The 18,505-nt window shown below is 37.3% G+C and carries 16 protein-coding genes and 2 riboswitches; of the genes, 12 read left to right on the top strand and 4 right to left on the bottom strand.

Annotated features, from left to right (window positions below; translation table 11 throughout):
- The first annotated feature begins 21 nt into the window (after positions 1-21).
- From ACFQZ1_RS03645 to ACFQZ1_RS03620, 6 genes are all read left to right on the top strand, one after another.
- Positions 22-1,212: a glycosyltransferase family 4 protein gene (locus tag ACFQZ1_RS03645; RefSeq protein WP_377880737.1), complete on the top strand. Its 1,191-nt coding sequence runs from the start codon at positions 22-24 to the stop codon at positions 1,210-1,212.
- Positions 1,213-1,218: 6 nt separating this feature from the next.
- Complete coding sequence (locus ACFQZ1_RS03640) at positions 1,219-3,576, top strand: sugar phosphate nucleotidyltransferase (protein ID WP_377880735.1); 2,358 nt, start codon at positions 1,219-1,221, stop codon at positions 3,574-3,576.
- Between the two features lie 70 nt (positions 3,577-3,646).
- The gene (gene rpmG / locus ACFQZ1_RS03635) at positions 3,647-3,796 is read left to right on the top strand and encodes a 50S ribosomal protein L33 (RefSeq protein ID WP_012095458.1); all 150 of its coding nucleotides are present in this window, start codon (positions 3,647-3,649) and stop codon (positions 3,794-3,796) included.
- Between the two features lie 50 nt (positions 3,797-3,846).
- Entirely contained in the window at positions 3,847-4,425 is a 579-nt protein-coding gene (locus tag ACFQZ1_RS03630) for a 5-formyltetrahydrofolate cyclo-ligase (protein WP_098307772.1), read from the top strand.
- Positions 4,426-4,527: 102 nt separating this feature from the next.
- Positions 4,528-4,722: a YqgQ family protein gene (locus tag ACFQZ1_RS03625; protein ID WP_377880734.1), complete on the top strand. Its 195-nt coding sequence runs from the start codon at positions 4,528-4,530 to the stop codon at positions 4,720-4,722.
- A 166-nt stretch (positions 4,723-4,888) separates the two neighbouring features.
- Positions 4,889-5,866 carry an ROK family glucokinase gene (locus ACFQZ1_RS03620; protein WP_377880733.1) on the top strand — a complete coding sequence of 326 codons (978 nt, stop codon included), beginning with the start codon at positions 4,889-4,891 and terminating at the stop codon, positions 5,864-5,866.
- Between the two features lie 135 nt (positions 5,867-6,001).
- Here the strand turns inward: ACFQZ1_RS03620 and ACFQZ1_RS03615 are convergent, their stop codons facing one another.
- Complete coding sequence (locus ACFQZ1_RS03615) at positions 6,002-6,175, bottom strand: DUF2759 domain-containing protein (protein ID WP_377880732.1); 174 nt, start codon at positions 6,173-6,175, stop codon at positions 6,002-6,004.
- A gap of 162 nt (positions 6,176-6,337) precedes the next feature.
- On the opposite strand from ACFQZ1_RS03615, the gene ACFQZ1_RS03610 reads away from it, so the two are divergent.
- Both ACFQZ1_RS03610 and ACFQZ1_RS03605 read left to right on the top strand, forming a co-directional pair.
- A complete protein-coding gene (locus ACFQZ1_RS03610) occupies positions 6,338-6,967 on the top strand; it encodes an MBL fold metallo-hydrolase (protein WP_377880731.1) in 630 nt (209 codons plus the stop codon).
- Between the two features lie 11 nt (positions 6,968-6,978).
- Positions 6,979-8,094, top strand: a complete 1,116-nt coding sequence (locus ACFQZ1_RS03605) for a class I SAM-dependent methyltransferase (protein ID WP_377880729.1) — start codon at positions 6,979-6,981, stop codon at positions 8,092-8,094.
- Positions 8,095-8,252: 158 nt separating this feature from the next.
- On the opposite strand, the gene ACFQZ1_RS03600 is transcribed toward ACFQZ1_RS03605, so the two are convergent.
- Positions 8,253-8,543: an ArsR/SmtB family transcription factor gene (locus ACFQZ1_RS03600; RefSeq protein ID WP_000894376.1), complete on the bottom strand. Its 291-nt coding sequence runs from the start codon at positions 8,541-8,543 to the stop codon at positions 8,253-8,255.
- Between the two features lie 353 nt (positions 8,544-8,896).
- Here ACFQZ1_RS03600 and ACFQZ1_RS03595 point away from each other — a divergent pair, with 353 nt between their 5' ends.
- On the top strand, positions 8,897-9,742 hold the full coding sequence (locus tag ACFQZ1_RS03595; RefSeq protein ID WP_377880728.1) for an MBL fold metallo-hydrolase: 846 nt from the start codon (positions 8,897-8,899) through the stop codon (positions 9,740-9,742).
- Positions 9,743-9,780: 38 nt separating this feature from the next.
- Entirely contained in the window at positions 9,781-10,263 is a 483-nt protein-coding gene (locus ACFQZ1_RS03590; protein WP_377880727.1) for a GNAT family N-acetyltransferase, read from the top strand.
- A 129-nt stretch (positions 10,264-10,392) separates the two neighbouring features.
- Here the strand turns inward: ACFQZ1_RS03590 and metC are convergent, their stop codons facing one another.
- Positions 10,393-11,556, bottom strand: coding sequence for a cystathionine beta-lyase (gene metC, locus ACFQZ1_RS03585; protein ID WP_377880726.1), 1,164 nt, complete (start codon positions 11,554-11,556; stop codon positions 10,393-10,395).
- Complete coding sequence (locus ACFQZ1_RS03580; protein ID WP_377880725.1) at positions 11,553-12,665, bottom strand: methionine biosynthesis PLP-dependent protein; 1,113 nt, start codon at positions 12,663-12,665, stop codon at positions 11,553-11,555. Before ACFQZ1_RS03580 ends, metC begins: the two co-directional genes overlap by 4 nt.
- Positions 12,666-12,739: 74 nt before the next feature.
- Positions 12,740-12,859, bottom strand: a riboswitch (SAM riboswitch).
- Positions 12,860-13,059: 200 nt separating this feature from the next.
- Positions 13,060-13,170: riboswitch (SAM riboswitch) on the top strand.
- A gap of 72 nt (positions 13,171-13,242) precedes the next feature.
- On the opposite strand from ACFQZ1_RS03580, the gene ACFQZ1_RS03575 reads away from it, so the two are divergent.
- Both ACFQZ1_RS03575 and metH read left to right on the top strand, forming a co-directional pair.
- Positions 13,243-15,078, top strand: coding sequence for a bifunctional homocysteine S-methyltransferase/methylenetetrahydrofolate reductase (locus ACFQZ1_RS03575; protein WP_377880724.1), 1,836 nt, complete (start codon positions 13,243-13,245; stop codon positions 15,076-15,078).
- Positions 15,075-18,476, top strand: a complete 3,402-nt coding sequence (gene metH / locus ACFQZ1_RS03570; RefSeq protein ID WP_377880723.1) for a methionine synthase — start codon at positions 15,075-15,077, stop codon at positions 18,474-18,476. The genes ACFQZ1_RS03575 and metH overlap by 4 nt, the downstream gene beginning before the upstream one ends.
- Positions 18,477-18,505 lie beyond the last annotated feature (29 nt).

Here is an 18,505-nt window from a genome sequence, read left to right as displayed (position 1 = left end):
GTGAAGAGAAAAGAGGGATGTATGGAGCCTTTGCATATTTTAATGTTGGCATGGGAATATCCCCCGATGATGGTAGGTGGCCTAGGAAGACATGTGTATGAATTATCCCGGGCTCTTGCACATAATGGACATTATGTGCATGTAGTAACTGTACACGAAGAGCATTGCACGACATATGAAAAGATACATGATGTACATGTGCACCGTGTTTCAGTTGATGATCGTGAAAAGTATCATTTTTATGAATGGATTGCTCAGTTAAACAAGTCTATGTTTGCTTATACACAGGAACTGTGTAAATGTTATAAGTTTGATGTGATTCATGCTCATGATTGGCTTGTTGCTATTTGTGCGATGGAACTGCAAAAACAGCAACATTTGTCTCTCGTTACAACCATTCATGCAACGGAACGTGGACGCAATGGTGGAATTTATACATCACTGCAATGGCAAATACATATGCATGAAAAAGAGCTAGTAAAAGAATCTAACATTGTGATTGTTTGTAGTCAGTTTATGAAAGATGAGGTTGTACGAGATTTGGAAGTAAATGGTGAACGTGTTTTTGTACATCCAAATGGGATTGACCGTCATTTCTTTCATGCTGTTACGCCTTCATTAGAAATTACGAAGCGTTATAATTTAGCAGAAAGATTGGTTATATTTTCAATTGGTCGTATTGTCAATGAGAAGGGTTTTTATACGATTATTGAAGCTGCGCCGCAGATTATTAAGCGATACCCACAGGTTATATTTATTATTGCAGGTCAAGGGCCCATGTTAGAGCAGTACCGTGCAGTTGTTCAAGGAAGAGGACTGCAACACTCTATCTTTTTTCTCGGTCATATTACAGAGGAAGAACAACGAGCTTTTCTTCAAAGGTGTGATGTATTATTAATTCCAAGCTTGTATGAACCTTTTGGGATTGTTGCATTAGAGGGGATGCTTGCAAAGAGACCAGTTTTGGTTTCGCGTGTGGGTGGCCTACAAGAGATTATTATAGATGGTGTGAATGGGTTTCAAATGAAATCAGGTTGTTCGCAAAATTTGAGTGAGAAATTAATATTTATTATAGAACAACGAGAATTTGCTCAGTGCGTGGCAAATAAAGGATATGAAGATGTTCTTGTTCACTATAGTTGGGGTGAAATTGCAAGAGCAACCGCACACACGTATGAAAAAGCAGTTCAACATCATAAATGTGGAGGTTGAATGCCAATGAAGGGGGTTATTTTAGCAGGAGGGAAAGGGACGCGTTTACGTCCGTTAACATGTAACCTTCCCAAGCCCATGTTGCCTCTACTACAAAAGCCAGTGATGGAATATAGTATTGAACTATTGAAAGAGCATGGTATTCGAGAAATTGCTATTACTGTTCAATATATGAGTTCCGTTATTCAAAATTATTTTGGTGATGGCAGTAAATGGGGAGTAAAGCTCTATTATTTTGAAGACACTCCTCCTCTTGGTACGGCGGGGAGTGTAAAACAAGCAGAGAAATTTTTAGATGAGCCATTTGTTGTGATTAGCGGAGATGCGCTAACAGATTTTCAGTTGTCAAAAGGTATTGATTTTCATAACAGTCATAATGGAATAGTTACAATGTTTGTAAAAGAAGTAGCTAATCCGTTATCGTATGGATTAGTTGTAACAAATCAGCGTCATGAAGTTATTAAATATATTGAAAAGCCAAGCTGGAACGAAGTAATTTCCAATACAGTAAACACTGGTATTTATATTATGAACCCCGAGATTTTTTCTTATATTACACCTCATACGTTTTTTGATTTTAGTCACCATGTATTTCCTTTATTAGAAAACAAAGAAGCCATGTATGGATATGTAGCGGATGGATATTGGCTTGATATTGGAACATTTGCTCAATATCGTCAGGCGCAATTTGACTTGCTTACAAAGAAAGTTCATGTACCTATTCCATATACAGAAGTGTTGCCAATGGTATGGATTGGCGAAGATGTAACAATTGAAAAAGGAACAAAGATCCACGGTCCTGCTTTTATTGGTGAAGGAACAACAATACAAACAGGAGCTGTTATTGAGCCGTATTCTATTATCGGTAAGCATAGCATGATTTCTGCATATACTCGTCTTCAAAAAAGTATTTTACTCCCCCATACGTACATAGGAAAGCAATGTGAGTTGCTTGGAACGACAGTTGGGGCAAGTACAATTATTGAAGATGGAGTTACTTTATTTGAAAAGAGTGTTGTGGCTGATCAATGTCGAATTGGACGGAATGTAGTGATCAAGGCGAAGGGAAAGGTATGGCCAGAGAAAGTGGTTGAAAACAGTACAATTATTGCTTCATCTGGAATTAGAGAGCATGAAAATATTTCGTGTTTTCTGCAGAAAAGTCGTATGTGTGGAAGAAGTAATTTAGATATTACACCGCAAGTTGTTGTGAAATTAGCAATGGCATACGGTTCTTTGCTAGAAGAAGGAGGAAATTTGCTGATTGGCAGTAGTGCACATGTAGAAGTAGAAATGTTTAAACATATTTTTTTACATGCTGTTCATACAGTGGGATTGCATACAATGGAATGCCAAGAAATAAATGAGTCTTGTTTTCGATATGCGGTCGGGCAAACAAATGTCGTTGGCGGTGTGTATTTTTATAAGGGGCAAGATGAGAAACTAGTCATTCAATTTTATAATGAAGAAGGAATGGGATTAACATATAAAAAGCAAAAAGAAATAGAAAATTTGTATATGGCGGAGTCATTTCGATATGTCGATTGTAAAAAAATCGGTAATAACGAAGTCATACATGTTTGTTCAAAAATGTATATTGAATCTGCTCTGCAATTAATAGATGTACCAGCTATAAAAAAACAAACATTCCATCTTCTTATAAATAAGTGCGATGAAATGATTCAGTCTTTGTTACTATCTTTTTTACAGAAAATTGGCTGCACAGTAACGTGGATATATGCGGCTGAGAAAAAAGAGCATATTAAGTCATTAATGAAATCAAGTCAAGCAGATATGGCTATTATGTTTCGTGAACAAGGAAATACATTTGAGTTATATGATTCTTATGGGAATATTTACAAAAACACAAATTGTGAGGAGATTGATATTCCAAATTTATTATTTGAAAAGGATGAATGTGTCTATCCATTATCATTAAAGTTAGGAGAATGTTATCTTCTTTTTTATATGCAGAATGAAAATAAGAAATTATTTCAAATGAGATGGCAGCAGGATATTTTATTTCGAATTGGTAAATTATTGGAGTTAATTGTTCTTCAAGGGAAGACACTTCCGGCAATGTTAGAGCAATATCCACCACTTTACTTATTATGTGACGAGGTAGTTTGTTCATGGAATGAGAAAGGAAAAGTGTTAGGGATGTTGCTGCGGGACATGGCACAGCGGGAGTTTGAGGTATTAGAAGGAATTAAGTTTACACATGCGGAAGAAGAGTGGTCCTATGTTGTTTCTGATGTAAATCAACCGAAATTTCTTGTGTATTCTCAAGCAAGAAATCCAGTCATAGCAAAGGAAAATATGAATACTCTTATAGAAAAAATTAGACAATATCAAAAGGTGTAGAATTTTTATTTTAAAAGTGGTATTATAGTATAGTCTGATTTAAGTTATTAGTGACTGGAGGGAAATAAGAATGCGTGTAAATATTACTCTAGCATGTACAGAATGCGGAGATCGTAACTATATCTCAAAGAAAAACAAACGTAACAACGCTGAGCGTCTTGAGCTTAAAAAATATTGCAAGCGTGACAAGAAGTCTACGTTACACCGCGAAACAAAGTAAGCAGTAGGATATTTTCCTACTGTTTCTTTTGTATATAGGGGGAATTTATGATGAAAGAAGAGAAAAAAAGATTACGAAAAGAAATATTGCAGCGTATGAATGCTTTATCGGAAGAACAGTATACGACTTTATCAGCAAAAATTGTAGATTCTTTATATAAACAACGAGAATGGATTGAGGCAAAAACAATCGGGATTACACTTTCTATGGAACGTGAAGTAAATACATATGCAATTATTGAAAAGGCATGGGAAGAAGGGAAAGCAATTGTTGTCCCAAAATGTAATCGTGAAACAAGAACAATGACATTTCGCCAAATTACGAATTTTGAACAACTGGAAACGGTTTATATGAATTTACGAGAGCCAGATCCGTCTATAACAGAAGAGGTATCAGCGGAGGAGATTGATTTACTTCTCGTGCCAGGTGTTGCGTTTACGCGAAAAGGAGAACGTGTAGGATATGGTGGAGGATATTATGATCGTTATCTTGTGAACTATAAAGAGAAAACGCTATCATTAGTTTTTGATTTTCAAATTGTCTCTCATATCCCAGTTGAGCCGTTTGATAAAACTGTACAAAAAATTATTACAGAAAAAGAAACAATCTCTATTTTGGAACTTACATAGGTCAATTATAAATTGACGATTCTTTTTCATGTTTATTATAATAAAATATGTGAACGTTTTCTTATTATGTTTTTATAGTAAGTGGACATAGAGGGTGAAAGAATGATATCTGTTTATGATATTCAACAATTATTAAAGAAATTTGGAACGATTATTTATACAGGAGACCGTGTTGCGGACTTACAATTAATGGACGATGAGCTTCGTGAATTATATAAATCACAGCTGATTGAGCCAAAAGATTATCAAACTGCCTTATTTTTATTAAAGCAGGAAATTCAAAAAGAGATAAAGTGAAACTTCCATCAGTGGGGGGGGGGCATCCCCCACTGATGGAAGCCCGCCCGATCGGGCGCATGTCAGCAGTTATTCCCCATCTATCTTCTTTGTTTCCTCAGAATCTTGAGGTGGGGTCTTACTGGCCGCGATTAACTGAAGAAATCGATGAAGGAAGGATAGTAAAATGGAAGAGAAATGGTTGGTTGGTGTTGATCTTGGTGGAACAACAATTAAGTTAGCGTTTATTAACATTTACGGTGAGTTTTTACATAAATGGGAAATCCCGACAAATATAAGTGAACAGGGAAAACATATTACACTTGATATTGCGAAGGCAATTGATAAAAAGTTAGAGGAATTAGGTAAGTTAAAAAGCAAGTTAATCGGAATTGGGATGGGTGCTCCAGGACCTGTTCATGTTGCTTCTGGAATGATTTATGAAGCAGTAAACCTAGGATGGAAAAACTATCCACTTAAAGATTTATTAGAAGTAGAAACTGGTTTGCCAGTTGTCGTTGATAATGATGCTAATATTGCAGCACTCGGAGAAATGTGGAAGGGTGCTGGAGAAGGTTCAAAGGATATTGTTTGTATGACACTTGGAACGGGTGTTGGTGGCGGTGTTATTACAAATGGTGAAATCGTACATGGTATAAGTGGGGCAGCTGGTGAAATCGGTCATATTACAGTTGTAACAGAAAATGGCTTTGCTTGTAATTGCGGGAAATCAGGATGCTTAGAAACAGTTTCTTCAGCAACTGGTATTGTACGCGTTGCGATGCAAAAAATGCAGGAAACAGATGAAGCAAGTGTACTACGTTCGATGCTAGAACAAGAAGGAAGCATTACATCGAAAAATGTATTTGATGCACTTGCACAAGGTGATGCATTAGCAGCAAAAATAGTAGACAAAGTAGCTTCTTATTTAGGGCTAGCGGTAGCAAACCTTTCTAGTACATTAAATCCAGAAAAAATTGTTATTGGTGGTGGTGTATCAAAAGCAGGTGATGCATTGCTGCAACCAATTCAACGTTACTTTGAAAGATATGCATTTTCACGTGCTGTTAAAAGTACAAAACTAGCAATTGCGACGCTTGGGAATGATGCTGGAGTAATCGGCGGTGCGTGGCTTGTGAAAAAATATATTTATGAAGCAAAATAAGGTGAATCTTTATACGCGTCGAAGACTAAGAAATGAATCATCTTTTACGTGCATGATAAGAAAAAGGAAGGGAGATCCCTTCCTTTTTGCATATGCTAGAAACCATGATGTATGTAGAGAGTTTAGACAAGACGCTTAATGTGTTGGTGGATAGCCATTGTTTATAAAGGTCATGACTGTAAACCAACCGAAAACAAGTGCAGTTGCAACGGAAAAACCTCCAGCAAGAAGGTTCTTATCTCGCAACGTTTTAAGAGAAGAGTATACACCTACCAGAGTGACTAACGCAAAAATAATAACAAGACCCATACATATCCCCCTCTACTCTCTCATTTTTGTCTGAGTTTTTGTAATATTTTTTCATTTTTATTGTACATGTTTTCTATATTGTTGTCGAGGTATCGTTTCTTTTCTTATGAGAAGAAAATGTTGTATGATGAAAATGAATGTAATGACTGGAGGAGATTAAGAGTGAATTGGATTCAAATGCCGTTAGGCCCACTTCAAACAAATGCGTATATTTTAAGTAATGATCAAAAAGAATGTATTATTTTTGATCCAGGTAGTGAAGGGGAAAAGCTTGTAAATTATGTAAAACAACAACAGTTAAAGCCATTGGCTATTTTGTTAACACACGCACATTTCGATCACATTGGTGCGGTAGATGAAGTACGTACTGCTTTTCAAATTCCGGTTTATGTTCATCAAGAGGAAGCGGATTGGCTAGAAGATGCTACTTGTAATGGCTCGCAAATTTTTATGATGAATCGTAGTATTACGGCAAAACCTGCGGACCACATCATCGAGGAAGAAGGAGTATTAACAATTGGTTCGTTTTCATTTGATATGTATGAAACACCAGGTCATTCACCAGGAAGTATTTCGTACTATTGCAAAGAAGCAAATGCTGTATTCTCCGGAGATGTTTTATTTCAAATGAGCATTGGTCGTACGGATTTACCAGGAGGCAGTTTCCAAGAATTAATCATGAGTATTGAAGAGAAGTTATTTGTACTGCCGGATGATACAAAAGTGTTATGTGGACATGGCCCAGAAACAACAATTGGTTTTGAAAAAGAAAATAATCCATTTTTACAATAAGGGGTACGAGAATGGAACACGTTCTAAAACAAGCAATGAAAAAAGAAATAGACCAGTCTATTTCTTATAGTACATATATGAGCCTTGCATTATATGACGTAAACAATGGCTATTATATGAAAGAACGTGAAAAAATCGGAAGGCAAGGAGATTTTTTTACAAGTAGTAATGTGTCTTCTGTTTATGCAAAAACATTTGCTCGTTTTTTTATTCAGCTTGTGAAATCAGGAGTTGTTTCACCGCATATATGTGAAATTGGTGGGGGAACGGGAAGATTTGCGTATGACATGTTACAAGAGTGGCAAACGATATCTCCTGATACGTTTGAAAATATGCAATACTCAATTATAGAGGTGAGTCCGTTTCATAGAGAGTTACAGAAACAACAACTTATTTCTTTTTCAAATGTTTCGCAATATGCATCCTATGAGGAGCTAGGAGCTTCCTTTACAGGAATTGTTTTTTCAAATGAGTTGTTTGATGCGTTTCCTGTAGAAGTGATAGAGAAACGAGAAAGAATGTTATATGAAGTACGTGTAAAGTATAACAGTGAAGGTAGACTTGTTGAAGTATTGCGACCGTTGGATAGTAACAATATTATAAAGTATTTGCAAAGACATCAAATTTCACTGTATGAAGGACAACGATTTGAAGTACCGTTACAAATGAATGATTATGTTAAACAGCTGGCAAGTTGGCTGCAGGAAGGATTGCTTATAACGATAGATTATGGTTATACGAATGAAGAATGGGCGCATCCAGCTCATCGTGAGGGAAGCATGCGAAGCTATTATAGGCATCAAATGATTCGGGATCCTCTTCAATTTCCAGGAGAGATGGATATAACAACTCATATTCATTGGGATGTATTGAAGACGGTTGGAAAAGAGAATGGATTGCAAACAGTATGGCATACGAAACAAAGGGAATTTTTACTAGCTGCAGGTATTTTAGAACAGCTTGTAAATCACCAAGATCGTAATCCGTTTTCTGATAAACAAAAGAAAAACCGAGCGATTCGTTCAATGATTTTACAAGGTGGCATGGGAGATGCTTTTGAAGTTGTCATTCAGCAAAAAGGGATTCCGTGTTTAAACCTAGAGCGTTATCTACATATTTTTTCATAAAACAAGCGCAGAGTAAAACTCTGCGCTTGTTTTGTAGGTTAATACGACGTTTTGTTTAGGATTATGTAGTATTTTTATATTTTCCCTCATGATATATATTTATATTAAAGATATGAGATCAAAAATATACAATACGTCCTATTTTTATTTGAATACCCTTAACCTAGTAATACGCGAACTAATTGAATAATCGTTTCATTTTCTACTTTGTAGTAAATTTCTAGCCCTTTTCTTTCACTTGAAACAATTTTAGCGCTTTTTAATTTTGCTAAATGTTGAGAAATTGTAGATTGGGGCATGTTTAAACCTGTATACATTGTAGAAACGTTACTTGGTCCTCGTTCAATCAATCCTTTTACAATACATAAACGAACTGGATGAGCAAGTACCTTCAATAATTCTGCATTGTTTTCATACAATTCTAATTCCTTTTGAAAGGTTTCTAACATATTCTTTTCCACCTCCATGCGTGCTGTTATACCATAATATACATTACAAAATTTTAAAGCAAAGAAAACAGTTGTTGCAAAAAAAATGCTCTAAAGTAAAGAAATTGTAAGAAAAGAGAACATGGTGTAAATAAATTAGATAATTTTGGACGTTTTTCCAACGAGATAAATCAAAGTTTGTAAATTGAAATAAGAGATATTTTCGTTCTTAAATAAAAAAAATTCCATTTATATCATAATTTTACCATATTTTATTTTTCTTTCAACAATATAAAATAAAATTTTTAGAATAATTAGAAAAGGAATCGTATATATCAATCTAGAAATTAGTACGGATGAAAGAGGGGATAGTCATGAGAATGGAATTTTTAGGAACTGGTGGTGCTACGCCAACTCCAAGACCAGGTAGCTGTAGAAAAGTAAGTAAAGAGGCTAGAGAAAAGGGTTTACCATATAGCAGAATGGGTCCAAGTGTTTTTATTCACGATCTTCATTTATTAATTGATACACCAGAGGAAATACGATTGCAATTAGAGCGATCTAACATTTCAAAAGTAGAGGCTGGGATTTACTCACATTGGCATCCTGATCATACGATGGGCAGGAGAATTTGGGAAACGATGGCGTTTGAAACGAATAAATCTTGCGCTACTACTGTGTATGTACCAGAGCAAGTAGCAGAAGATATGAAACAATTTTTAGGATCATGGGATCATCTGCAATTTATGCAGCAGCAAGGATGGATTGATTTAATTGTGTTACGTGATGGACAATCTTTCATAAAAAATAATGTGAAAGTTACTCCGTTTCGTTTACATGAACAATACGTGTATGCATTTTTATTAGAAGAAAAAGAAAAGCGAGTATTGATTGCAATGGATGAATTATATAGATGGGAACCACCTGCTCATCTAATTGGTAATTTAGATGTAGCTATTTTGCCGATGGGAATCGTCGAGTTTGATTGGAGGACGAAAGAGCAAATAAGAGATCGCACTTTTATTGAACGCATACGCGAGGCGACGCTTGAAGATACACTAGAAGTAGCGAAGCAATTACAAGCAAAACATACAATTATTACGCACATTGAAGAAGTAGATAACCTTGGATATGATGAACTGAAAGAAATCGAAGCTGAATTGCGAACAGAAGGTATGAATATAACATTTGCTTACGATACGATGAAAATCGATGTGTAGAGGTGCAAAATACATGGGTACATCAAAAGGAAATCTCTATGGAAACTTATTTTACTGGTGATGGGAGAGAAAATATGATGTCACTTCCAATTCTAAAAGCTAATAATCAAGATGTGAGCGTTATTTTAAAGCATTCTGCAGCTGGGGTATATGAAAGTACTGGTAATACAGTTAACCCTCCGGAAGAAAAGGTATATGCAATGTTTACCGCTATACTGGAAAAAGGGGGATATTATCTAGTAGCCAAAGAAGAGGATCAAATACAAGGATGGATTCTTCTTGGTCAAAATAGAGATTACTCTACAGATGCAATCCATGGATTTATTTATGATATATTTGTCTTACCTGAATATCGTGGAAAAGGACTATCTAAGATGCTTATCCAGCACGGAATTGAGGAATTAAAATTAAAGGGTTATGAAGAAATAGGTTTAAATGTATTTGCATCGAATACGGCGAAAGAATTATATAAAAGATTAGGGTTTAAAGAAACTCAAATTTTAATGAAATTATCCGTTTAATAGATTTAAAGCTAGATGAATTTTCTTCATCTAGCTCTCTTATTTCTCCTAACGGAAAGTGTTTGTTTTGAGTCTATAATTATTTTCTACCTATAAATCGCTTCTATGCATGACCAGATTTAACCTTTTTTAAGAGATAACGACCTCTTCTACATACGTAAGTGCATGCTCAAAGTCCGCAATTAAATCGTCTACGTTTTCTAATCCAACCGATAAACGCAGTAGTGCATTTGAAATCCCTCGTTTTTCACGTTCTTCTTGTGGCATGGCAGCGTGTGACATTTTGGCTGGATACGAAAGAATCGATTCAACTGCTCCTAAACTAACTGCAAATACAGGAAGCTGAATATGTGCTAGAAATTGTCGTAATGCATGTTCAGATTCTAATGTAAAGGAAAGGACAGCTCCTGCTGACTTTGCCTGAGTGTTCTGCGTTTCATATCCGGCGTGAGACGGTAATCCAGGATAATAGATATCTTTAATTTTTGGATGTCTTTGTAAATAAAAGGCGATTTTTTCAGTGCTTCGTGAAGAGTGCTCTAAGCGAACGCTTAATGTTTTTAAGCCGCGAAGGACGAGGGAACAATCTTGCGGTCCTAATATGGCACCAAAAGAATTTTGTAAAAAACCAATTTTTTTTGCAAGTTCTTCATCTTTTGCTACTGCCAACCCTGCGGTAACATCGCTATGACCGGCAATAAATTTTGTTGCACTATGGAGAACGATATCAGCCCCAAGAGCTAATGGTTTTTGAAATAACGGTGTTAAAAATGTATTATCAACAAAAGTGAGCGCTCCAACAGATTTTGCAAGCTCACAAACGGCTCTAATATCTGTAACTTTTAATAATGGATTTGATGGTGTCTCAACATAAAAAACTTTTGTATTCGGCTGAATATTTCGTTCTACTTCTTCTAAATTTGTCATGTCAACGAATGTGTAGGAAACGCCGTAACGAGAGAGAACTTCAGTTACAATTCGATACGTACCTCCATATACGTCTTCAGAAATAAGGACATGATCTCCTTGTGATAAAAGAAGAAAAGTTGTTGAAATAGCAGCCATGCCAGATGAGAAGGCAAACCCTTTGCTCCCACCTTCTAGTAAAGCAATCATTTCCTCAAGAGCTTCGCGCGTTGGATTTCCCGAACGACTATAATCATATTTTCCAAATGCATCTACATCAAACTGATGAAATGTAGATGTATTATAAACAGGAACATTTACAGCACCTGTTTGTTTGTCATGTTTAAAACGATTATGAAGTAAAAGCGTATCTAGGGAATAACTCATATTCTCACTCCTTCTTTTACTTGTTTGAGTGCTTGCTGTAAGTCTTGAATTAAATCATCTTGATTCTCAATTCCTACAGAGAAGCGGAGCAGACGATTACAAACACCGCGGGCAGTGCGAATCTTTTCTGGTATATCGGCATGCGTTTGTGTTGCTGGGTATGTAATGAAGCTTTCTACGCCGCCCAAACTTTCTGCGAACGTAATAAGAGAAAGAGATTGTAAGAATGGATCAATCCACGTTTCCTCTCGCAGTTTAAAAGAGATCATCCCACCTTTTCCTGGATAAAAAACATCGGTTATTGTTTCTTCTCCCTGTAAGTAAGCAACAATTGCTTTTGCGTTTTCTTCATGCTGCTTCATACGCAGTGCTAATGTTTTCATACCGCGTATTAAAAGCCAAGAATCAAATGGGCTTAACACAGCTCCAGATGCATTATGATAGTGAGCGAGTTCCTCGCATAACTTTGCCCCTTTAGCAACGACAAGTCCGCTTAATACATCGTTATGACCACCTAAATATTTTGTAGCACTATGCAGGACAATATCAGCACCTTTTGTTAATGGCTGTTGTAAATATGGTGTGTAGAATGTGTTATCAACAATAAGAAGTAAATTGTGACGTTTTGCAATGGTAGCAACTGCTGCGATGTCCGTTACTTGCATAAGTGGATTTGTTGGTGTTTCTATGAAAATTGCTTTTGTCCTTGGTGAAATTGCTTTTTCAATTTCTTGTATATGCTGTGTATCTACGTATCTACATCGAACATCCCATTTTTGTTCGTGCTCTGTAAATAAACGATATGTTCCGCCATATAAATCTTCAGATACAATAAGTTCGTCACCAGACCGGAATAGTGAAAGGACAAGAAGAACAGCCGCCATTCCTGAGCTACAGGCATAGCCTTGTTCGCCTTGTTCTAAGTCAGCGATTGCACGCTCTAATAGAAGACGTGTTGGGTTTCCAGTTCGGGAATAATCAAACCCTGTTGACTTTCCAATTCCTTCGTGACGATACGCAGTGGAGAAGTAAACGGGGGGATTTACTGTTCCTGTTGTTGTTTCACTGCGATTTCCAATTTGGGCAAGCTTCGTTTCAATTGTAGACATAATAGAATTCCTCCCTAATACAAAATAAAAAAGCCTTCTAAGAAGAAGGCTCATATGTGACGAATATAGTCTTCTTCTTATCTGTCAAATCAGTTCTGAATTTGCTGGAATTAGCACCTTATTAACAAATAAAAAATTTGTTAATGGTTGCTGAGGCGTCAATGGGCCAGTCCCTCGACCTCTCTCGATAAGAAAGTAAAATATAAAGTTTTTTATTATGTTTTTTACTTTACAACAAATTCAGAAAGAAACGCAACTATATTTTGAATAATTTTATTTTTCTTTATTTTCGTTGACTTTATTATTTCAACATGCTAAATTAATGAAAAAATTAACAAAGATTGTTAATGAGTGAACGGATGATGTTTACTTTGGCATTCACAATAGAATGAAACTCTTATCAAGAGTGGTGGAGGGAAAGGCCCTGTGAAACCCGGCAACCTTCAAACAACATGTTTGAGACGGTGCTAAGACCTGCAGAACAAATTGTTCTGAATGATAAGAGGAGGATGAAATGCTGTCCCCCTCTTCATTGAGAAGAGGGGGTTTTTATATTGAAAGGAAGAGAGGGAGATATGTGAAATTACTAGATTTATTGCAAAGAGGAATTGTCATTGGAGACGGGGCAATGGGAACATTGTTGCACTCTCATGGTTTACAAAGCTGCTTTGAAGAATTGAATTTATCTGAGCCGGAGCGGATTATTTCAATTCATAAACAATATGTTGCAGCTGGGGCAGATGTCATTCAAACAAATACATACGGAGCAAATGAAGGAAAACTTCGCATGTATGGATTAGAGGATCGCGTAAGGAAAATTAATCGTGCCGCTGTAAGGCATGCAAAAGCAGCAGCGACAGAAAAGAATGCAATTGTTGGAACAATTGGTGGGATGAAACACATTGGAGCAGTTACAACGAATGATATGGAACGAGAATTTATGCTTTTAGAGCAAGCAAATGCCCTGCTAGAAGAAAATGTTGATGGGCTATTATTAGAAACCTTTTATGATGAATTTGAATTGCTTCATGCAGTGAAAGTATTACGAAAGCAAACAAATATTCCTCTTATTGCACAGCTTGCTCTTCACTCAGCTGGTACAACTCAAAATGGAAATAACGTAGATGATGTATTGAAGCGTCTTATAGAGTACGGTGCAAATGTGGTTGGATTAAATTGTCAGTTAGGACCGCTTCATATGATTGAATCTTTTAAAACGATTGCAATTCCTGAATATGGCTATTTATCTGCGTATCCAAATGCCGGTCTTCCAAAATATGTAGAAGGTCGTTATGTATATGAAGGAAGCCCTGCTTATTTTGAAGAGATGGCGCCGGAATTTATTAAGCAAGGAGTTAGGTTACTTGGTGGTTGCTGCGGTACAACCCCTGCCCATATCGAAGCGATGAAGCGAGCACTTGAAAATAAGAGTCCTGTAACAGTTAAAGAAGTTGTAAAGTGTGCAGAAGTAATAGAAACGAAGCGTGTAAATACAGTGGATCGAATTACATTAGCAGAAAAAGCGAGGAAAAAAACAACAGTGATTGTTGAACTTGATCCGCCAAAAACATTGGATACACAAAGGTTTTTTGAAGGAGCAAAAGCGTTGAAGCGTGCGGGAGCAGATGCGATTACGTTAGCAGATAACTCCTTAGCATCACCTCGTGTATCAAATATGGCAATGGGTGCGTTATTAACAAAACATGATATTCCTGTATTGACTCATTTAACGTGCCGTGATCATAATGTGATCGGGCTGCAGTCCCATTTACTTGGATTAGCAGCGCTCGGTATGGAGGAAGTATTGGCATTAACAGGAGATCCAGCCCGCGTTGGTGATTTTCCGGGTGCAACATCTGTATATGATCTTTCCTCTGTAGAGCTCATTAAAATGATTAAAGAAATGAACAATGGGCGCTCTATTTTAGGGAAAACAATTGGAGTAGCTACCCATTTTTCAGTCGGCGGAGCTTTTAATCCGAATGTAAGACATATAGAAGCAGCTGTAAAACGAATGGAGAAAAAAATTACAGCTGGTGCTGAGTATTTTTTAACGCAGCCTATTTATGATGCGGCAGTCATTCGAAAAGTATATGAAGCAACGAAGCATATCGAACAGCCAATTTTTATTGGTATTATGCCACTTGTAAGTAAACGAAATGCAGATTTTCTACATTTTGAAGTGCCGGGTATAATTCTTCCAGAAGAAGTGAGAAGGCGTATGGACGGGCATAGAACATCAGAAGAAGCAGTGGCAGAAGGAATTCGTATATCTCAAGAGTTAATTGATGTTGCGATGGAATTATTTAATGGTATTTATTTAATTACACCATTTTTAAAGTACGAAGTGACAGAAGCACTTGTTAAGTATATTCAAGCGAAGAAAGAGCAGAAAGAAGGAATGAATGTATGAGACCAATCGAGGAAAGATTGCAGCAAGAAATTTTAATTTTAGATGGTGCGATGGGGACGATGATTCAACAAGAAGACCTTTCGGCTGCAGATTTTGGCGGAGAAGAATATGAAGGCTGTAATGAATATTTAGTAAAAACACGCCCAGATGTTATTTTACATATTCATAAAGAGTATATCGAAGCAGGAGCAGATATTATTGAAACAAATACATTTGGTGCAACGAACATTGTACTAAGTGATTATACTCTCTCTCACTTAGATGAGGAGTTAAATGAAAAGGCAGCTCAATTAGCGAAACAAGCTGTAATAGAGAGCGGCAAAGAAGTATATGTGGCAGGCGCAATGGGCCCAACGACAAAAGCGATTAGTGTTACGGGTGGGGTGACGTTTGAAGAGCTTATTGAGGCATATACAAGACAGGCGCGCGGGTTACTGCGTGGTGATGTAGATTTGTTACTTGTGGAAACAAGTCAGGACATGCGTAATGTAAAAGCAGCCTGTTTAGGAATCGAAAAGGCATTTGTTGAAGTAAATAAAAGAGTTCCTCTTATGATTTCTGGAACAATTGAACCGATGGGAACGACGTTAGCTGGACAAACAATTGAGGCATTTTACTTATCGGTAGAGCATATGAATCCATTATCAGTAGGGCTAAACTGCGCAACAGGACCAGAATTTATGAGAGAACATATTCGTTCACTCGCAGAGTTATCGGAGTGTTATATTTCTTGTTATCCAAATGCTGGGCTCCCAGATGAAGATGGTCATTATCATGAATCGCCGCATTCTCTTGCATATAAAGTGAAGCAGTTTGCAGAAGAAGGTTGGGTCAACATTGTTGGTGGTTGTTGCGGAACGACGCCAGCACATATTCGTGCGATGAAAGAGGCATTGTTATCATTTCAGCCGCGTGTGAAGCAAGAAAGAAAAGGACATGGAATTAGTGGGCTCGAAGCGTTGCAATATGAAGATGCAATGCGTCCACTATTCGTTGGGGAGCGGACGAATGTAATTGGTTCACGGAAATTTAAACGTCTTGTTGCAGAAGGGAATTTTGAAGAAGCAGCAGAAGTAGCAAGGGCGCAAGTAAAGAAAAATGCCCATATTATCGATATTTGCATGGCAGATCCAGACCGTGATGAAATAGAAGATATGGAGAATTTCCTGCAATCTGTGACGAAAGTATTAAAGGTGCCAATTATGATCGATTCGACAGATGAGCAAGTGATGGCGAGAGCTCTTACTTATTTGCAAGGAAAAGGAGTGATTAACTCCATTAACTTAGAAAATGGAGAAGAACGGTTTGAAAAGGTGATTCCACTTATTAACCAATACGGAGCTGCTATTGTTGTTGGAACAATTGATGAAGTTGGTATGGCGGTAACGGCCAAGCGGAAGCTAGAAATTGCCAAAAGAAGTTATGAGCTATTAACAACGAAATACGGGGTACGTCCATCTGATATTATTTTTGATGCCCTTGTATTCCCTGTTGGAACAGGTGATGAAGAATATATCGGTTCAGCTGCGGCAACAATTGAAGGCATTCGGCTTATAAAAGAAGCAATGCCGGAGTGCTTAACGATATTAGGTGTAAGTAATATTTCGTTTGGTTTACCACCGGCAGGACGCGAAGTATTAAATTCAGTCTTTTTATATCATGCCACAAAGGCAGGTTTAGATTATGCAATTGTTAATACCGAAAAACTAGAGCGTTATGCCTCTATTTCTGAGGAAGAAAAAGCGTTAGCAAACGCTCTCTTGTTTGAAACAACGAAAGAAACATTAGAGAAGTTTACAAACTTTTATCGAAATGTGAAGCAAAAAGAAGTCGTAGCAGCTGAAACGTTAACGCTTGATGAGCGTTTATCTCATTATATAGTTGAAGGGACGAAGCAAGGATTACACGATGACTTGCAAGCTGCGCTTGCTGAAGGAAGAAAGCCGCTTGACATTATTAATGGGCCGCTTATGGCAGGAATGGATGAAGTAGGACGTTTATTTAATAACAATGAGCTGATTGTTGCAGAAGTGTTGCAAAGTGCGGAAAGCATGAAAGCAGCGGTTGCTTATTTAGAGCCGTATATGGAGACAAATGATAGTGCCAAAAAAGGGAAAGTATTGCTTGCTACAGTAAAAGGGGATGTACATGATATCGGTAAAAATTTAGTGGAAATTATTTTATCGAATAATGGATATGATATTGTGAACCTCGGTATTAATGTGCGATCTGACCGCATTATTCAAGAGGTAAAAGAACAAAAACCTGATATTATTGGATTATCAGGATTACTTGTTAAATCTGCACAGCAGATGGTGACAACAGCAGAAGATTTAAAAGCAGCAAATATTGATCTTCCCATCGTTGTAGGCGGAGCTGCGCTGACACGGAAATTTACAGAAACGCGCATTTCCCCTTCTTATCAAGGGCTTGTCTTATACGCAAGCGATGCGATGACGGGCTTAGATCTTATCAATCGCCTGCAACATGAAGAGGAACGAGAAAAGATGCGTGAGGAAAAAGCAAAGCGTCACTTACATGTTGTTGCAAAAGAAGAGAAAAAAGTAGTAGAGGTACCAGTACAGATTGAAAGATTACCTGCAGTGCCAGTGATCATACCAGATTCTACAAAACGTGTCGTTCTCCGGGATTTTCCAGTAGCACATCTTGCTCCTTTTTTAAATCGACAAATGTTACTTGGGCATCACTTAGGTTTAAAAGGGAATGTAAAAAAATTGCTGCAAGAAGGAGACAGAAGGGCACATGAACTGAATGACTTAATCGATGAATTGCTTCGTGAAGGAGAATCGTGGCTGCGTCCGAGCGCTGTATATCAATTCTTTCCTGCACAAAGTGAAAACCAAGATATCTTAATTTATGACCCGGAAGATCGGACTCGTGTATTAGAACGTTTTACATTCCCAAGACAAGGAAAAGCACCACACCGCACATTAGGCGATTATTTACGCCCGGTTGGAGATGAAATGGATTATGTTGCTTTTCTAGCTGTAACAGTTGGTAAAGGCGTGCGCGCTGTAGCAGAAAAGTGGAAAGAGCAAGGCGATTATTTGCGCAGCCATGCAATTCAGTCGCTTGCGCTTGAACTTGCAGAAGGCTTAGCGGAAAAAACGCATATGCTCATACGTGATCGCTGGGGGTTTCCAGATTCACCAAACATAACGATGGAAGAGCGGTTCCGCACAAAATATCAAGGAATTCGCGTTTCTTTTGGTTACCCTGCATGTCCGGAACTTGCTGATCAAGAAAAGTTATTCCGCCTCATTCACCCAGAAGAAATTGAAATTTCCTTAACGGAAGGGTTTATGATGGAACCAGAGGCTTCCGTTACAGCGATGGTGTTTGCTCATCCAGAAGCGCGTTATTTCAGTGTGTTATAATCTAAAGTAAAACTTCTATAAAAGGAGAC

Origin of the sequence: Bacillus sp. CGMCC 1.60114 (assembly GCF_042676365.1) — a bacterium.
GTDB classification, from domain to species: domain Bacteria; phylum Bacillota; class Bacilli; order Bacillales; family Bacillaceae_G; genus Bacillus_A; species Bacillus_A rhizoplanae_A.
Note: the sequence above shows the minus strand (reverse complement) of the source record. Positions and strands in the feature narration are given on the sequence as shown.